The organism is Lujinxingia litoralis (assembly GCF_003260125.1).
Lineage (GTDB): Bacteria > Myxococcota_A > Bradymonadia > Bradymonadales > Bradymonadaceae > Lujinxingia > Lujinxingia litoralis.
In genome coordinates this window covers 325,295-341,787 of sequence record NZ_QHKO01000001.1, presented here as the reverse complement: position 1 = coordinate 341,787, position 16,493 = coordinate 325,295, and the positions used below count along the sequence as shown (strand labels likewise).

Annotated in this window: 12 protein-coding genes; 8 read left to right on the top strand and 4 right to left on the bottom strand. The window is 64.1% G+C overall.

The features are described 5' to 3' along the window. The first annotated feature begins 300 nt into the window (after positions 1 to 300). The 7 genes from recA to DL240_RS01395 all read left to right on the top strand — a co-directional run bounded on the left by recA (position 301) and on the right by DL240_RS01395 (position 10,547). Positions 301 to 1,341, top strand: coding sequence for a recombinase RecA (recA, locus tag DL240_RS01425; protein WP_111728069.1), 1,041 nt, complete (start codon positions 301 to 303; stop codon positions 1,339 to 1,341). Positions 1,342 to 1,587: 246 nt separating this feature from the next. Then, complete coding sequence (locus DL240_RS01420; protein WP_111728068.1) at positions 1,588 to 2,772, top strand: type IV pilus twitching motility protein PilT; 1,185 nt, start codon at positions 1,588 to 1,590, stop codon at positions 2,770 to 2,772. Positions 2,773 to 2,963: 191 nt separating this feature from the next. Next, the gene (locus tag DL240_RS01415; protein WP_146618036.1) at positions 2,964 to 4,322 is read left to right on the top strand and encodes a hypothetical protein; all 1,359 of its coding nucleotides are present in this window, start codon (positions 2,964 to 2,966) and stop codon (positions 4,320 to 4,322) included. Between the two features lie 74 nt (positions 4,323 to 4,396). Next, positions 4,397 to 6,235 (top strand): PilZ domain-containing protein, encoded by a 1,839-nt coding sequence (locus DL240_RS01410; RefSeq protein WP_111728066.1) that lies wholly within the window; start codon positions 4,397 to 4,399, stop codon positions 6,233 to 6,235. 199 nt (positions 6,236 to 6,434) lie between these two features. Continuing rightward, the gene (locus tag DL240_RS01405) at positions 6,435 to 7,091 is read left to right on the top strand and encodes an alpha/beta hydrolase (protein ID WP_111728065.1); all 657 of its coding nucleotides are present in this window, start codon (positions 6,435 to 6,437) and stop codon (positions 7,089 to 7,091) included. Positions 7,092 to 7,457: 366 nt separating this feature from the next. Then, on the top strand, positions 7,458 to 8,249 hold the full coding sequence (locus DL240_RS01400; RefSeq protein WP_111728064.1) for a DNA-methyltransferase: 792 nt from the start codon (positions 7,458 to 7,460) through the stop codon (positions 8,247 to 8,249). A 69-nt stretch (positions 8,250 to 8,318) separates the two neighbouring features. Continuing rightward, positions 8,319 to 10,547, top strand: coding sequence for a DEAD/DEAH box helicase (locus DL240_RS01395; protein WP_111728063.1), 2,229 nt, complete (start codon positions 8,319 to 8,321; stop codon positions 10,545 to 10,547). 36 nt (positions 10,548 to 10,583) lie between these two features. Here DL240_RS01395 and DL240_RS01390 read toward each other — a convergent pair whose 3' ends face one another. From DL240_RS01390 to DL240_RS01380, 3 genes are all read right to left on the bottom strand, one after another. Continuing rightward, positions 10,584 to 11,954: a trypsin-like peptidase domain-containing protein gene (locus DL240_RS01390; RefSeq protein WP_158542273.1), complete on the bottom strand. Its 1,371-nt coding sequence runs from the start codon at positions 11,952 to 11,954 to the stop codon at positions 10,584 to 10,586. Positions 11,955 to 11,980: 26 nt separating this feature from the next. Beyond that, positions 11,981 to 12,445, bottom strand: a complete 465-nt coding sequence (locus DL240_RS01385) for a hypothetical protein (RefSeq protein ID WP_146618035.1) — start codon at positions 12,443 to 12,445, stop codon at positions 11,981 to 11,983. A gap of 94 nt (positions 12,446 to 12,539) precedes the next feature. Next, positions 12,540 to 13,253 (bottom strand): SRPBCC family protein, encoded by a 714-nt coding sequence (locus DL240_RS01380; RefSeq protein WP_111728060.1) that lies wholly within the window; start codon positions 13,251 to 13,253, stop codon positions 12,540 to 12,542. Between the two features lie 194 nt (positions 13,254 to 13,447). Between DL240_RS01380 and DL240_RS01375 the strand changes: the two genes are divergently transcribed. Further along, positions 13,448 to 15,463, top strand: a complete 2,016-nt coding sequence (locus DL240_RS01375) for a serine/threonine-protein kinase (protein WP_111728059.1) — start codon at positions 13,448 to 13,450, stop codon at positions 15,461 to 15,463. Positions 15,464 to 15,611: 148 nt separating this feature from the next. On the opposite strand, the gene DL240_RS01370 is transcribed toward DL240_RS01375, so the two are convergent. Beyond that, the gene (locus DL240_RS01370; RefSeq protein WP_199589696.1) at positions 15,612 to 16,388 is read right to left on the bottom strand and encodes a peptidylprolyl isomerase; all 777 of its coding nucleotides are present in this window, start codon (positions 16,386 to 16,388) and stop codon (positions 15,612 to 15,614) included. Between the last annotated feature and the right edge of the window lie 105 nt (positions 16,389 to 16,493).

Here is a 16,493-nt window from a genome sequence, read left to right as displayed (position 1 = left end):
CGGTGGGGCGACGTGGGGAGCCTGTGTGACGGGCGCGCTTTCGGGCGCGCCCGATTTTTTTGGGGCTGGGGGAAAGATCGTGTCGCGGCTCGCGATAATAGATGAGCGGCCCGGGGTGCCTGTGAGGTCTATTTATGATCGTATGGCGAGCCGCTAAGACAGTTGACGGGAGCTTTTTGCGTGGCTATACACCTGTATAGTAGTCGAGCAGCCGACAAGCCCGACCCTGCGAGAGCTTCACACACTACGAGATCCTCGCCGGCCATCAAGGCCGGGGAACATGCCTGGGAGATAGAGATCATGTCGAACGATAAGAACAACAAAGAGAAAGCTCTGGACCTGACGGTCAAAGCGATTGAGAAGCAGTTTGGCAAGGGCTCGATCATGCGCCTGGGGACCGACGATACCCTGGTGCGCGTGGAGAACCCGATCCCCACCGGCTCGATCTCGCTGGATATCGCGCTGGGCGTGGGTGGCTACCCGCGCGGTCGCGTGGTGGAGATCTACGGGCCGGAGTCTTCGGGTAAGACGACGCTGACGCTGCACGCGCTGGCGGCCGCGCAACGCGCCGGTGGTGTGGCGGCGTTCATCGATGCGGAACACGCCCTGGATGTGAAGTATGCGCAGGCCCTGGGCGTGAACATTGAGGAGCTCCTGGTCAGCCAGCCCGATACCGGTGAACAGGCGCTTGAGATTGTCGACATGCTGGTGCGCTCCAACGCCATCGATCTGCTGGTGGTCGACTCGGTCGCCGCGCTGACTCCCCGCGCCGAGATCGAGGGGGAGATGGGCGACTCTCACATGGGCCTGCAGGCTCGCTTGATGAGCCAGGCGCTGCGTAAGTTGACCGGGACGATCGCCAAGTCGCGCACCTGCGTGATCTTCATTAACCAGATTCGTATGAAGATCGGGGTGATGTTTGGCAACCCGGAGACCACCACGGGCGGGAACGCGCTGAAGTTCTACTCGTCGGTGCGTATGGACATTCGCCGCATCGGGGCGATTAAGGATGGGACCGACCTGACCGGTAACCGCACCCGGGTGAAGGTGGTCAAGAACAAGGTCGCGCCGCCCTTTAAAGAGGCTGAGTTCGACATTATGTACGGTCAGGGGATCAGTCGTCAGGGCGACCTGGTCGACCTGGGCTCGGAGATCGGGGTCATCGATAAGGCCGGTTCCTGGTACAGCTACGGCGATGATCGCCTGGGACAGGGCCGAGAAAACGCCAAGCAGTTTCTGGTCGACAATCCCGCGGTCGAGGCGGAGGTCGAGGCCAAGATTCGCGAGCACTTCGGATTGGCGGCGCCGCAGGTTGAGGCGGATGCCGAGACCGGCGCCTGACAGGCAAGCTCGGTGATGAAGCATCGCAGGCGGCCCCCTGAAAAGGGGGCCGTTTTTTGTGGTGAGTAGCCCCGGGGGGGCCGCCAGATGGCGGGTTGAGTTTAGCCCGAGGGCGTGCCACAATCGCCCGAGTTTCCCCGCACTCCATAGCGCCGGAAGAGCGCGCGCGGCGGCAGGCCGCCGGGCGGCATTCTGGCACGCCCCGACCCACCCTAAGGGGCCCGGACCGCATCACCAGGAAGGGCGATGAGTAGCAACCAGGACCTCAATAAGATCTTGCAAATCGCCGTTAAAGGTGGGGCGAGTGACATTCATATTAAGGCGGGCCTGCCACCGATTTTCCGGATCGATGGGGCACTGCTTCCGCTGCGCGAGGCCAGACGGCTGAGTCCCGAGGAGATCGGGAAGATGGCCTCCGACATCATGGCGCGTTTTCAGCGCGAGCATTTCCAGGAGACGCTGGATATCGACCTCTCCTACGGGGTGCCCGGGGTGGGACGTTTTCGCGTCAATGTGTTTCAGCAGCGCGGCTCCATCGGGATGGTCTTTCGCGTCATCCCCTTTAAAGTCGCTTCGATCGATGAGCTCCTGCTACCCGAGGCGGTACGCACGCTCTCCGAGGAGCGGCGCGGGCTGATTCTGGTCACCGGCGCCACGGGCAGCGGTAAATCGACGACTCTGGCGTCGATGGTCGACTCCATTAATCAGACGCGAACCTCTCATATCATTACGATTGAAGATCCGATTGAGTTTTTGATTCGGGATAAGCGCAGCATTATCAATCAGCGTGAGATTGGTAACGACACCAACTCGTTTGCCCGCGCACTCAAGGCGGCCCTGCGTCAGGACCCCGACGTCATCATGATGGGGGAGATGCGGGACTTGGAGACGATCGAGATCGCCATGACGGCTGCCGAAACCGGTCACCTGGTCATGTCGACCTTGCATACGGTGGATGCGGCCGAGGCGGTTACCCGTATCGTCACGGCGTTTCCGCCGCATATGCGCGATCAGGCGCGCTACCAGTTTGCCAACCTCTTCCGCGGGGTCATCGCCCAACGCCTGGTCCCCCGGGCCGATGGCAAGGGCCGGGTGCCGGCGGTGGAGGTGATGCTCTCGACGGCCCGCATTCGGGAGATGATCCTGGAGGAGGCGACCGCGCGCTCGCTTACCGAGCAGATCGCCAAAGGCTTTGATAACTATGGGATGCAGAGCTTCGACCAGTCGTTGATGTGGCTGCTTCAAAACGGCTACATCACCTACGAAGAGGCGTTGATTCAGTCGAGTAATCCCGACGACTTTGCGTTGCGCGTCAGTGGTATTGGTTCGACCAGTGGCGACGGTCAGTGGCAGGGCTTTGAAGGCCGGGAGAGGGCTCCCCAGGCCGAGGATGATTTCGATCTGGACGAGTTCGAGATCGATCGTTTTTAGCGTGAGGCCGGCGCTGGCACAGCGACCACGTCGAGCAACACAGGACACGACATTAGTTGATATCAGATGAGGAGGCGGCCGCGGCGGCGTCTCCGATGGATTCAGGGCGACGGGGTCGAGAAGTGAAGAGCGAGCACCGAAGAAGAACATCGTGGCAGGTCGTGTTGGCGTGTTTGACGTGGGCGGTCGTCATGGTGATGGCGACCACTGTCAGCGCTCAGGGGAGAGACGACAAGGATGCGCCGCCACGGGTGACAGTGACCGAGATCCCCGGAGGCGGGACCGACACGCTGCTGATGGAACTGCGCGACATCGCCGGGCTGGATGTGCGCGACCAGGAGTGGTTTGCCAATCAGGTGCGCGGGCGAGCGTTTCGCCTCGAAGGGATCACCGGCCGCTCCTCGGATATGATGTGGGTGATGCGCGGCGGCAGCATCGCGGTTGTCGTCAACATGGTGGCGTATGACGAGGCTGAGTACCGCGCTCAGTTCATCACCGCCGAGAGTGGAACCGTCGCTCACCAGTTCGCCATTGACCGCAGCGAGCAGGGGCTGAATCGCACCGGAGCCCGGGTGGTGCGCACGGAGCTGGAGCGTTTTCTGGGCCTTGGTGGCTCGCCCGCTCCCGCTCAGGCCGCTCCTTCCACGCCGGTCGAAGAGCCGGCTTCTCCGGCTCAACCGACGACTTCGGACGCCGCCCAGGCCTCGTCTTCGGAGTCCGCTGCCCCGGCGGAGGTGGCGCAGCTCGAGGAGCCGGTCGACCCGAGCGACCCGGAGGCGCTGCGCCGTCGCGCAGCCGCCGAAGAGGAGGCGTTGCTCAACCGTCTCTCGCGGGATTGGTTGTGGCTGCGCGCCTACGGTCGAATGTTCCGCAAAGATTTCATGGTCGCCGGAGAAAGCGCCATCTTTAGCTACAAATCCGCCGGGTTCCCGGGCTTTGAGCTGGATGTGGAGGCCTTCCCCTTCGGTCGCACCAATCCGGAGATGATGGCGGCCGGCGTTTACGTCAACTACAGCCACGGTTTCGATGGCCTGAACATTGTCACCACCGATGAAAGCGGGCAGGAAAACACCGAGAGCGTCAGCCTGCAGAGCATGGTGATTGAGGGCGGCGCGATTTATCGCCTGGATTCGCCGCTGGACAATAATAACCGTCAGCTGCGCTTTAAACTGGGGGCTCGTTACGATGCCTTCACCGCCACGGAGAACCCGATGCTCCCCTCTACCAGTGTGATCTCGCTGGTGGTGGGCACTCGCCTGGTGCTACCGGTGATCATCGATGCCTTCGCCGTCACCGCCCAGGTGGATGTGGCGCCAGTCTCGGTGTTTAGCAACGGCGCAGATGTTTTTGGAACAGACTCCTTTAGCTACGGGTTTGGCACGGAGCTGGGGTTTGTCTACGAGTTCATTGACAACCTGTTCATGTCGGCTTCGTACGCGTTCCGGCTCACCCGCAGCGATTTTACCGGCGAGGGTGAGAGTGAGTTTTCGGAATCGGATGCGTTCGATATGAATCAGGGGTTGAAGGTAGGCATCGTCTACCAGTACTGAGATCGCACCTGGTCGTGCTCCGCGTTGCCTGGCGGCAAGCGGCGCGGCCCTTCTTGAAGGGATGAGGCAGTTCGGTGAGCGATAGCAACTTCTCCGCGATTCGTGCGCGGCTAAAATATCCGTCGATTGAGGCTTTTAAAGAAGGCTACGGCCGCTACATCTCCGCAGGCGGGATGTTCGTGCCCATGTCTCCCCAGAAGCTCAAGCCGGTGGGCACGACGGTGCGTTTTCAGTTTCTGCTGGCCGATGGCACCTCCGCGCTGCTTGGCGAGGGGGTGGTACGTCAGCTGCGCGGGGTGGAGCGCGACGGGGAGAGCGGCCCGGTGGGGATGTTGGTGAAGTTCACCAAGCTCAGCCCGGAGTCCAAGGCGCTGATCGACGAGGTCGTTCGTAGCAAGAGCGAGCATTCCGGGGTGCATGTGCCCGCCGAGGTCCCGTCCGAGCCTCAAGACGAGCATACCGCCGAGGCGGAGATTCCCGACGATCTCTACGAAGCGGCCTCCGGTAGGGACGACACCGACGAGGGGAGCAGCGCCTCCGGCGACGAGATCTTCGCGTCGGCCTCGGAGTCGGCGATTGAGACCGGGGCGGTGGTAGACGACCCTGCCGCGGTGGTGGCTGCGGCGCTGGCTCAGGGCTCAGAGCCCGAATCCCTGGCAGAGGCCTCGGAGCCTTCGCCGGAGATGGATGTTCTCGACGACCTTTTTGCGCCGGCGGCCCCGGCGGCGGATGAGGCTGCGGAGGACCCCTTTGCGCCGGCAGACCCATCTGTAGACGAGCTCTTCGCGCCGGCGGAGCAGGGCGCCGACGACGACTTTTTTGCGCCGGTGAGTGAGGCTGAGGACGGCGATGCTTTTGCGGCGCAAGAGGTCGAGGCGCCGGCCGAGAGCCCCGTCCCGGCGCCGGCGGCTCGGGCCCTGGCCGGGGATCGGGCGCTTAAACACACCGAAGGGGGCCTCAAAGTGATGGCCTTCGACGGGACCGATCACCTGGAGGAGGCCGCCCGCGAGTTTGAAGCGTTTGCTTCGGCCGGTGATGACGACGACATCGACGAGCTCTTTGATAACGTCTTCGGTGGTGGCGGTGACGACTTCTTTGGCGGCGGTGGCGACGACCTCTTTGGCGGCGGTGGCAACGAAGCGGCGAGTGTTGGCAGTGCGCCTGACGAGCTTGAGGAATCGCCGATGCCCGTCGCACCCGAGCCCCCCTCGCTTCCCCTGGCGGAGACGCCGGTGGTGGACCTGAGTGACGAGCTCGATGTGGTCGAGGATGACGCCGACGAGGAAGTGCTGGAACTCTCAGAGCCGGTGTCGACGCCGGCGGAGGCGTCCGACTCGGTCGAACTCCTCCTCGACGAGGTGGCAGACCTGGACGAGGACTCCGATGCTGTGGAACTCGCCGAAGACTCGGATTCGCTGGAGCTGGAGCTCGAAGAGCCTTCCGATGCCGTGGAACTCGCCGAAGACTCGGATTCGCTGGAGCTGGAGCTCGAAGAGCCTTCCGGTGCCGTGGAACTCGCCGAAGACTCGGATTCGCTGGAGCTGAAGTTTGGTGAAGAGCCCTCCGAGGAGGCGCCCAGCGAAGAGCTCCTTTCCTTGCTCGCCATGGATGAGAGTTCAGAGCCGGACGAACTCAATTTGAGTCTGGGTGTCGGGCTCTCCGAGAGCTCCGTCAGCGACAGCGACGACCTGAGTGCGCCCGATTCCTTTGAAGCGCTGCTGGCCAACGCTCGCCGCGAAATCGAGGGTAAGAAGGAGCCCGAAGACGAGAAGAAAGGAGACATCCTCGATGAGCTCCTGGGCGATGACGACCTTCCGCCCGCTCCCGGAGCAGCGCCTACCTTCGCGGTGCCGCAACCTGGCGAGAAGAAAAAGAAGGGGGGCTTTATGTCGAAGCTCTTCGGTAAGGACTGAGCCCTTCCAGGCGGGCCGCAGGGCGGCCCCGGACGAGCACGCGCGGCCGCTCCCGATGGGAGTGGCCGTTTTTGATCCTGCGGCTCGCAGGAGCGTCTGTGTGGCGTTCCAGACGTCAACGCATAGATTCGTCAAAGTTATCGTTCTGTGCGCCTCCACAGAGCTTCTGGGGATCTCAGGGGGCAATTAAGGAGCAGGTTTGAACCCATCATCCAACTTTCATCTCGCCTACCTGCACGGGTTTGCCTCGGGGCCAGGCTCCACCAAGGGGAGCTGGCTGGCAGCCAGGCTTCGGGAGCACGGCTATGACCTGCATGAGCCCGACCTGAATGTCCCCTCATTTTACGACCTGACCTTTAGCGAGGCGCTCAGGGCGATGGATCGACTCGACGCCGAGGTCGCGCCGGATGGCCGCCCCTGGCGGCTGGTGGGGGCGAGCATGGGAGGGTATCTGGCCGCGCGCTGGGCGCAGCTCAATCCCACGCGGGTGGATCGCTTGCTTCTGTTGGCGCCGGGATTTGATTTGCCGCAGCGTTGGCCCACGCTGGTGGGTCCGCGCCGGATGAAGCGTTGGGAAGAGCAGGGGGAGCTCCGGCTTCCGGGGCCCGATGACGGATTTGAGCCGGTAAGCTGGCGCTTTATCGAAGACGCTCGCACCCATGACCCCTGGCCAGAGGTCGACTGCCCGGTGGTCATCATTCACGGTCGCAAGGACCTCACCGTGCCGGTGGCCTCGTCCAGGCGCTACGCCCGGGACCACGATAACGTGCGTCTGGTGGAGGTGGACGACCGTCACCAGCTCAACGCCTCGCTGAGTATACTCTGGGAAGAGATGGTGCAATTGTTTGAGATTTAATGGTTTTTCGTCCTAAGGTGATCGCCTCCCGATCGAACAACGGTGAATTTTAGGCAAAGCACCTTGACACTGATCGATCGCACTCTTAGGGTCGGAGCCAGATCGAGTTAAGGCTTTGAGATCATTGATCGATCAGGCGCACGATTGTGGTTTTTGGCGCCAAAAGTTGATCAATTTCAAGCACTTAGAGAGGTTATGCGATCTCTGCTGACTAAAGTCACGAGATCGCCACAGAGCTGGGTATGCGTTCGCTCCGGGACAGCATACCGCAGCCGGAACCATGGATGCGTTTCGCTAATGGCCACGGATGGCCCACCCCCTGACCAGGGAATCGGTTGAGAGGGGGTGTAAACGACAGGGAAGTCGATGCAAGCACGTGCGCAAGAACGGGCGGCGGTACTCTCTCCTTACTATGAGCATGACGGCGGGGTGACCCTTTATAAGGGCGACTCGCTGGAGCTGCTGGAGGCGATGGAGCCGGAGCAGTTCGACATGATCTTTGCCGACCCGCCTTACTTCCTGTCGAACGATGGGGTCACGTGCAAATCTGGCCGGATGGTCTCGGTGAACAAGGGGCGCTGGGATCGCTCGCAGGGCGTGGAAGAAAACCATGCGTTTAACCTGCGCTGGCTCCAGGCCTGTCAGCGCCTGTTGAAGCCCAACGGCACGATGTGGGTGAGCGGTACGCATCACGTGATCTTCTCGATCGGGTTTGCGATGCAGTCGCTGGGGTTCAAGATCCTCAATGACATTGCCTGGTTTAAGGTCAATCCGCCCCCGAACCTCTCCTGCCGCTACTTCACTCACGGCACCGAGACGGTGATCTGGGCCGGACGCGACCATGACACCCGCCACACCTTCAATTACAAGGTGATGAAGGAGATGAACGGCGGCAAGCAGATGAAGAATCTGTGGAACATCATGGCGCCGCGTAAAGGCGAGAAGGAGCACGGGAAGCACCCCACGCAGAAGCCGATTGCGCTTCTGGACCGCATCGTGCAGGCGGCCTCCAATGAGGGCGATCTTATTCTCGATCCCTTCTGCGGTTCGTCGACCACCGGGGTGGCCGCGCTTAAAAACAAGCGCCGCTACGTGGGGCTGGATCAGAACGAAGAGTACCTCGACCTGTCGATTCGTCGCTTCAGCGACTACCTCTAAAGAGCGCCGCGGCGCGCTCCCGGGCGGTCGCCACGGCGGTGATCGGGCAGGCCATACAGGGAGCGTGATATGGAGTATCGCGGGCTAAAGCTCGACGGGTTTCAGCGTCAGGCCATTGAGGCCATTGAGGGCGGGCATAGTGTGCTGGTGGCGGCGCCCACCGGTACCGGCAAAACACTGATCGCCGACTACCTCATCGAGCATGTGCTCGAAGGCCAGGGGGAGGTCATTTACACCGCCCCGGTCAAGGCGCTCTCCAACCAGAAATATCGTCAGTACAGCGCGCTCTTTGGCCGCGACAAGGTCGGGCTGGTGACCGGGGACCTGGTGATTAACCGGGACGCGCCGGTGCGCATTATGACCACCGAAATCCTGCGCAATATGTTGCTGGAGGGGCATCGCTCCGAAGACGCGACCGAACGCGCGGCGGGCGAGGAGCTCGCCGAAGGCGAGCTCTTTTCGCCCTCGGATGTGGCGCTGCCGGACTTAAAGCGGCTTAAGGCCGTGATCATCGACGAGATTCATTTTCTCGACGATCCAGAGCGGGGCACGGTCTGGGAAGAGTTGCTGATTTACCTGCCCTCGGAGGTGCGGGTGCTGGGCCTCTCGGCCACGCTCTCAAACCTGGAGGAGTTTGCCCACTGGCTCTCCCAGATCCGGCGCTCCGAGGTCAAGGTGGTGCTGGAGACCGAGCGCACCGTGCCCCTGCAGATTCGTCTGGCCAATAACGAGGTCGGGGCGGCGGACGTTAAAGCGTATGAAAAGGGCTTCGCGCGCTGGAAGAACGAGCAGAAAAAAGCACGCAAGGGAGGGGACGAGGCGCGAGGTGGGCGACGCTCGTCTCGGGGGAGTCGCAATCGGGGAGGAAAGCGCGGGGGACGAGGCCGCCGCGAGGAGTTTTCCGGCGCCAAACCCACGACGCATCTGGAGATGATCGAGCTGTTGGGGCGCGACGACTTCCCGGCACTCTATTTTATCTACAGCCGTAAAATGGTGGAGGTCTTCGCCACAAAGCTGGCGCACTCCCGGGTGGGACGCAGGCTGGCCGACGGACACCTCACCCGCCAGATCGACGAGCATCTGGAGGCCTTTGAAGGGCGGCATCCGCAGGTGCTTACCCGGAAACTTCGGGGGATGTACCGCCAGGGCATTGCTTTTCACCACGCCGGGCTTCACGTGGCGCTGAAGGCCCTGGTCGAAGAGCTCTACGAGGCGCGGCTGCTGAAGGTGCTCTACTGCACCTCGACCTTTGCGCTGGGCATCAACATGCCGGCCCGTACCGTGATCTTCGACAGCCTGACCCGGTACAACGGAACGGAGTTTGTGCCGCTGACCATTCGCGAGTTTATGCAGATGGCCGGCCGGGCCGGGCGTCGGGGGATTGACCCGGTGGGCAATGTGCTGATTCGTCAGGATTTCAGTGGGTATGGCGAGGTGCGAGGGCTCTTAAAGCGTCTGATGAGCGGTGAGAGTGAGCCGGTACGCTCGGCCTTTAACCTCTCGTTCCACTCGGTGGTCAACCTGGTCGATCGCTTTGATGAAGAGCATATCCGCTACATGCTCGAGCAGAGTTTTAAGGCTTATCAGGATGGGTGCTCGGCCACCGCGTTGCGCGCTCGAATCGAGGTGTTGGAGGAGGAGGAGGACCAGGAGAGCTTCACTCGTCGCAAGCGCCGCGATCTGGCCGGAATGCGCCGGGAGCTGGTGCAGGTGGAGCGCCCGCGTCTGTGGGAGGCATTTGCCCGAAAAGTGGCTTTTTTGAAGACCCATGGCTACCTGGGACCCCAGAATGAGCTGCAGGCGCCGGCGAAGATCTTACGCCACATTAAGATTGAGGAGCTCTTTGTCACCGAGCTGATTCTGCAAGGGGTGATCGAAGATCTCAGCCCGGCGGAACTCTTCGGGGTGATGTGCGGGCTGGTGCAGACCCTGCCGCGTTCGGCCCGGGTGCATGCTCCGGACAACGATAAGTGGTGGCCGATTTTTGAAGCGCTGGAAGCGGTCTACGAGTCGGATGTCGTGGCCGACGGCGACGAGCTGGTGGGGCAGGAATCGGTGTTTACGCCGGAGTTAATGCCCCTGGGAGAGCGCTGGGCCCGGGGGGAGTCTCTGGCGTCGTTGTTGATGGACATTCGCAACCCCACCGACATGTCCGGAGACCTGGTGGGAGCGTTCCGCCGGGCCAAAGACCTGGTCAGCCAGGTGCGTCAGGTGCATCGCGAAGACGAAGATCGCTGGCGGGAGCTCAGCGATCTTCTGCGGGCGGTCACCCGTGATGAGGTCGAGGTTCTGGACTAAGCGCGCTCAAGGCGGCCCGCCCCGGGGCGGGCCGGCTCAGGAGGTCTTGAGGCGAACGGCGACGAAGAGGGGCTCGCCGCCGCGCCGCAGCAGGATGCGGATGGGGCGCTCGGCGGGCTGTCGCTGAAGAACCCGGGGGACCTCACGGGGATCGTGAGTGTCGATGCCGGCGATGCTCAGGATGACGTCTCCCGGGCGCAGGATGCCCGAGGCCGGGGAGCCCGCCTCGACGCGTTCCACCAGCACACCAACGCCGGCCGGACCGCCGGCGCGGCCGGCGTTGCGCGGGGTCACCGCGCTTAAGAACACGCCCAGACGTCCGTCAAAGGGTTTGGGGGCGACGCCCCGGGCCCGCTCCACCTGGGCGCGGGTGGGATCGGGGCGCTCCGCGACGGTGAGATCGGTGCTGGCCGCTTGGCCCTCGCGCAGGTAGCTCAGCTTGACCTCCGAGCCCGGGCTCACGCGCCCCACGGCGCGAAGTAGGTCGGCGGGCTCGGTGACCGTAGCCTGGTTGAAGGCGGTGATAATATCGCCGGGCTCCAGTCCGGCTCGGGCCGCCGGGCTGTTGGCTTCGACCGAGCGCACCAGCGCGCCGGATCTGGGCGCCACATTGAAGGTGGTGGCCAGAGCCTCTGAGAGCTCTTGCACACCGGCGCCGATGAAGCCCCGCGAGACGTAGCCCGGGTCGCGCAGCTGGTCGAGGATCTCGGTGACCACGTCCACCGGAACTGCAAATCCAATGCCCTGTCCCCCGCGGATGATGGCCGTATTCACCCCGACCACCTCGCCATTGAGGTTAAAGAGCGGGCCCCCGGAGTTGCCCGGGTTAATCGAGGCGTCGGTCTGCAGGAAGTTGTCGTAGGGCCCCATGCCCAGGGCGCGTCCCGTGGCGCTTAACACGCCCACGGTCACCGAGTGCTCCAGCCCGAAGGGGCTGCCGATGGCCACGACCCACTGCCCGGGTTCGATATCGCTGGCGGTGCCCAGTCGGACGGCGGGCAGCGCAAAGGGCGCGCTTACCCGCAGCAGTGCCAGGTCGGTGGCCGGGTCGGCGCCGATAAGCTGGGCGGAGAGCACGTCGCCGGAGGCCAGAGAGACCTGAATGGTCTGGGCGTCGCTGACCACATGCCAGTTGGTTACGATCAACCCGCTCTCATCGACGATGAAGCCGGAGCCCTGGCCGCGGGAGGGCGCGCCCGGGTTGGGGTTGAAGAAGGGGTTAATGCTGCCCTGAGGAGCGGCCATCTCGGTCTGCACCGAGACGACCTGGTCGCGGTTCTCTTCAAAGAGACGGGCGACCTGGGGCAGCGCTTGAGCCGCGGGACGCTGCGCCCAGGCTGCGCTCGGGAGCACCAGCAGAAAAAAGAGAAGCACGAAGAGGGCGGCGCGTGAGCGAATGCGGGGCATCATGGGCATCCTTGAGTGGAAACGACTCAGGGTTCGAGGTGTAGAAAGGGATCTTCGGCGCTGAGTTTGTCTTGCTCATCGCCCAGGCCGCGGAAGACATAGACCAGCGAGCCGGCTTCCGAGGGCCAGGTGTCGGCGCTACCGCGCATCACCAGCCGATCGAGGAGCTCTTGAGCCTGGTCCACCGAGAGATGGCAGCCCAGCGCCGCCTCCTCCACGGTGAGGCGCCCCTCTTTGTGTTGAGCGTAGCGTAGGATGCGATTCTCCTCCTGGGAGAGCTCATCCACGGTGGCGTTTTCCCGGCTCTGGCGGATGCCGCGCACCGCCACGATGCTTAAGACAAGCGTGAGCGCCGCGAAGATCAGCGCGGCGATGGTCGCCGCGACCGCCTGGTCGCTGTCGAGTAAGCCCAGGGCGATCATGGAGAGGGTCAAGAGCGCAAAGAGGGGCGCGCCCAAGAGCGCGCCCATGGTGCTACAGCCTCGTTGCATCGCAGCTCCAGCCAGCGAACATCCATCGTAAGTGCAGGGGATGATGCTTCATCATCTGCCGAGCGTCCAGCCGGACGCTCGACCAGTGGCGGGCTCACTCGTAGGAGTGCTCCTTCCAGAAGTTGGGGGCGGAGAGGTTCTGGTTCTTGAGCTGTCCCAGGTACTGGCGAGCCCCCAGGACCATGTCGGGAAGGGTGCGGCGGGTGGCCCAGCGCACCAGGAAGTCGGGGAGCCAGCCGCCGATGTCGACGTTGAGCACGTGGCGCATCAGCGTGTGCTCGTTGTTGGGTCCGTAGGGTTGAAGGATCCAGTAGCCGAACATGTCGCCCATGTTTCCGGAGCCTTCGATGTAGGAGAAGGTCGAGACGAAGCTCTCCACCCCGCCCAGGGTGCGGGTGTGGTTATGGACGTTGAAGTGGCCATCGCGGTCGCGGGCCGGGAAGGGCACCTTGGCAGTGCCGGAGCAGACGACCCGCTCGGCGCTGGAGCGGCTGATCAGTGCGGTGTCTTTGATGTTGTCGCGCCAGTCACCGTACTTCCAGCACTCGGCGACCAGGGGGATGACGTCTTCCATGGGGGCTTGAATGATGCCGGTGGCGACCCCGCGGTTGACGCGGTCCCCCTGCTTGAGGGAGGTCAACACGTCGCCGCGTTCGATGCGGGCGCGCTGGGAGTCGGAGAGGTTGATCGGGCGTACCGGTTCGCTGGAGCCGGCGAAGGCCAGCGAGGCGCTCAAGAGGATCAGTGCGGAGCTCAGAAGGGCGAAGAGGCGGCTGGCCAGAGCATGGCGAGTGCTAGCGTTTAACATCGTGTTCCTCGGACGAAAGCAATGAAGCCAGGACAAAAGAGGAGTTTAATCGCGATCACGCCCGTGTCGATCCCGGTCGTGACCTCGTGTTAAACCTGTGACGCAGCGGGGCTCCGAATATTCGAAGGCATCGATGAGGATGAAACCAGCGCCAGGTGACCCCGTGGGGATTAGGTAACCTGTGGCGCGAGCAGATGCAAACTGGACACGAGATGACCTTAAAGTCGAAGGCGGCCGCGGCCGCCCACACCACGAAGGCGCGCGGCGAGCTGTTGGCGCTGTGGGAAACCCTGGATCAGGAACACGCCACGCTGCTGATGGAAGGCAGCGAAACGCTGGGCGCGGCCCGCGCGGCGCAGAGCAGCGGGGCGTGGGTCGACGCCGGGCTGCGCCGTTCGTTGCCGCGTCTGGTGGAAGGGGAGGAGCGAGGGACATCGGTGGAGTTTCGGGTGGCGCGCACCCTGGGCGAAGGTGGGATGGGGGTGGTGCGCCTGGCGCATCAGCGCTCGCTCAATCGGGAGGTGGCGCTCAAAAGCGTGCGCGACGAGCGGCGCACTCCCCAGGCCGAGCGGGCGCTCTTAAGGGAGGCCTGGATCAGCGGGAGGCTGGAGCATCCCAACATCGTGCCCGTCCATGCGCTGGGGGTCGATGAGGCCGGCTCGCCCATGCTGGTGATGAAGCGCGTGGAGGGGGTGAGCTGGGCCCAGGCGTTGGCCGAGCCGGGGAGGCTGCCGGCGGTGTTCGCCGGCAGCGACGAGCTGGAGCGGCATCTGCTGATTTTGATCCAGGTGTGCAACGCCGTGCATTTCGCGCACGACCGGGGGATTCTCCATCGCGATCTCAAGCCCGAAAACGTGATGCTCGGCGATTATGGCGAGGTGTACGTGCTGGACTGGGGGCTGGCCGTGACCCTGGATCAGCACGAGCAGTCGTTGCCCCGGGCGGTCGACGTCTGCGATGTGGCGGGCTCGCCGGGGTACATGGCCCCGGAGATGGCCGGGGCCGAGGGGGCGCGCCTGGGGACCTGGACCGATGTGTACCTGCTGGGCAGCGTGCTGCATGAGGTTGTGACCGGGAGAATGCGCCATCAGGGCCGGACGCTGATGGCCACGCTGGTGGCGGCTCATGCCTCCGAGCCGCCGGTGTTGGGCCCGGAGGTCGATGCGGAGCTGGCCGCGCTGATCACCGAGGCGACCGCCGCCGACCCGGGGGCCCGGGTGACGTCGGTGCAGGCGTTTCGCGCCCGGATCCAGGCCTTTTTGGAGCATCGCGAGTCGGGGCGCCTCACCGAGGCGGCGCGGTGCCGGCGTCAGCAGTTTGAGCGGGCGCTGCGGGTCTGGCAGGAGGAGCAGGCTCGCCAGGACGAGCGCGTGGAGGCGGCGCTGCGCGAGGCGGCGGTTCAGGTCACGCAATGCTTCTCGGAGAGCCGTTTTGCCTATGAGCAGGCGCTGGCCGTGTGGGCGCAAAATGGCGCCGCCGAGCGCGAACTCCACGGGCTGTTGCGGGAGATGGCGGGCTTTGAGCTGGAGCGCGGCGAGCTGGCGGCGGCCGAGGCGTTGATCGCTCAGTTAGAGGGTGGGGAGGAGGCGTTGCGGGCGCGCCTGGAGGAGGCGCGTCGTCTGGAGGAGGCCCGCGCGGCTGAGGTCGCCCGTCTGGAGCGGATGAAACGCGCCCTGGATCTGCGTCCGGGGAGTCTCGCGCGGGCTCGCCTGGCGATGTGGCTCGGGGTGGTCTGGACGCTCTTTCCCCTGGCCCACGTGGCCCTGGTGCGCCTGCTGGATGTGACGCCGACCTGGCCGATGATCGTGGCGGAGATGGGCGGAATCGCCGGGGTGTTTTTTCTGGCGGTATGGCGCTGGCGAAAGCGCCTGATTCAGAACCGCGCCACCTACAGCATCATGCTGGCCGTGGGGGCTACCCTGGCCACCTCCACCGTGCTGCGCGTGGTGGGCTGGGTGATGGGGATGGATGTGCAGATGGTGGTGCCGCTGGAGAACCTGATCTTCATGCTCAACCTGGTGGTGCTGGCGCTGGCGGTGGATCGGCGGATGCTACCGGCGTCGCTGGGGTTTTTGTTCAACGCGTTGATGGGCGCGGCGCTTCTGGAGCACGCCCTGGCGCTCACGGCGTTCGGAATCCTCTACGCCACGGGGTACCTGGCCTGGCTGTGGCGCCGCGACGCGCGCCAGGGGCTCGCCAGCCCGCAGTAAGCCGGCGTTCTGCAGGTGCAGAAGTGGGGGGCGAGGGCTCAAGTGGGTGTTCTGCGCGCGACAGAGCGCGAGGTCGGGGGACTCATGAAAAAAGCCCTCTTCGGCCGAGGCGAAGGGGGCTTTGAGTGGGGGCTAGATGCTCCCGGCGTTACTCGATGATGCGAACTTCGGTGGTGTAGTCGAGGTCGGGGAAGTTCGCGCGCAGGTAGGTGTTGCCTTCCTGCTGGAGGCGGCCCTGGTCGGGACCACGGCCGCGGGGGGCGCCTTCGCCGTAGCCTTTGTAGAGGCTATCGACCACGTCCATGCCCTCGACGACCTTGCCCACCGGGGCGAATCCCATCTGATCGAGGTTGGCGTTGTTGCCAAAGTTGATGAAGAGCTGGGTGGTGCGGGTGTTGGGGCCGGCGGTGGCGAAGCTCACAAAGCCGCGCTCGTTGGACTGGGCCACCGGATCGTCGCTGATGCGGGCTTCGCGCCAGACTTCGTTGACCTTCGGGTCGCCGTGGATGCCGAACTGGGCCATAAACCCGTCGATCACGCGGAAGAAGGCCACGTCATCGTAGTAGCCGAGTTTGACCAGGTTGTAGAGGCGGTCGGCGCCGCGGGGGGCCCACTCGCGGTTGACGTCGATGACGAAGTTGCCTTTGGTCGTCCCGAAGTTGATGCGGAATTGCTCGGGCGCTTGCTCCGAGGCGTTGGCCGGGTCGAGGAGTTCGGGGTTGGTCTGGGCTTCGGGGGCGGCCTCCTGCCCGGCTTGTTCGGCTTGTTCGGCCGCGGCGGCGCTTTCTTCGCTGGCCTGCTCCGCCGAGGCGGCTTCGGTCTCGGCCGGGGTGGCGTCGGTCTTGGGGGTGGGGGGGCTGTCGCAGGCGGCGATCATGGCCGCGCAGGTCAGCATGGCGAGGAGGGGACGAAGGGATCGCATCATGACCATCTCACAGTTCAAAAGGTTGGCATTTCAGGTGGCGCCGGCCGGCTGGCCAGCGCGCGAGCATTAAGCATTGCGGGCAGGCGATACGCTAGTCGTGGGAGC

Bases quoted from the DNA above. Each gene is read 5' to 3' on its own strand.
- DL240_RS01390 (WP_158542273.1), bottom strand. From the start codon at position 11,954: ATGCCCCGCATTCGCTCACGCGCCGCCCTCTTCGTGCTTCTCTTTTTT.
- DL240_RS01385 (WP_146618035.1), bottom strand. From the start codon at position 12,445: ATGCAACGAGGCTGTAGCACCATGGGCGCGCTCTTGGGCGCGCCCCTC.
- DL240_RS01420 (WP_111728068.1), top strand. From the start codon at position 1,588: ATGAGTAGCAACCAGGACCTCAATAAGATCTTGCAAATCGCCGTTAAA.
- DL240_RS01395 (WP_111728063.1), top strand. From the start codon at position 8,319: ATGGAGTATCGCGGGCTAAAGCTCGACGGGTTTCAGCGTCAGGCCATT.
- DL240_RS01400 (WP_111728064.1), top strand. From the start codon at position 7,458: ATGCAAGCACGTGCGCAAGAACGGGCGGCGGTACTCTCTCCTTACTAT.
- recA (WP_111728069.1), top strand. From the start codon at position 301: ATGTCGAACGATAAGAACAACAAAGAGAAAGCTCTGGACCTGACGGTC.
- DL240_RS01380 (WP_111728060.1), bottom strand. From the start codon at position 13,253: ATGTTAAACGCTAGCACTCGCCATGCTCTGGCCAGCCGCCTCTTCGCC.
- DL240_RS01375 (WP_111728059.1), top strand. From the start codon at position 13,448: ATGCAAACTGGACACGAGATGACCTTAAAGTCGAAGGCGGCCGCGGCC.
- DL240_RS01415 (WP_146618036.1), top strand. From the start codon at position 2,964: ATGGTGATGGCGACCACTGTCAGCGCTCAGGGGAGAGACGACAAGGAT.
- DL240_RS01370 (WP_199589696.1), bottom strand. From the start codon at position 16,388: ATGATGCGATCCCTTCGTCCCCTCCTCGCCATGCTGACCTGCGCGGCC.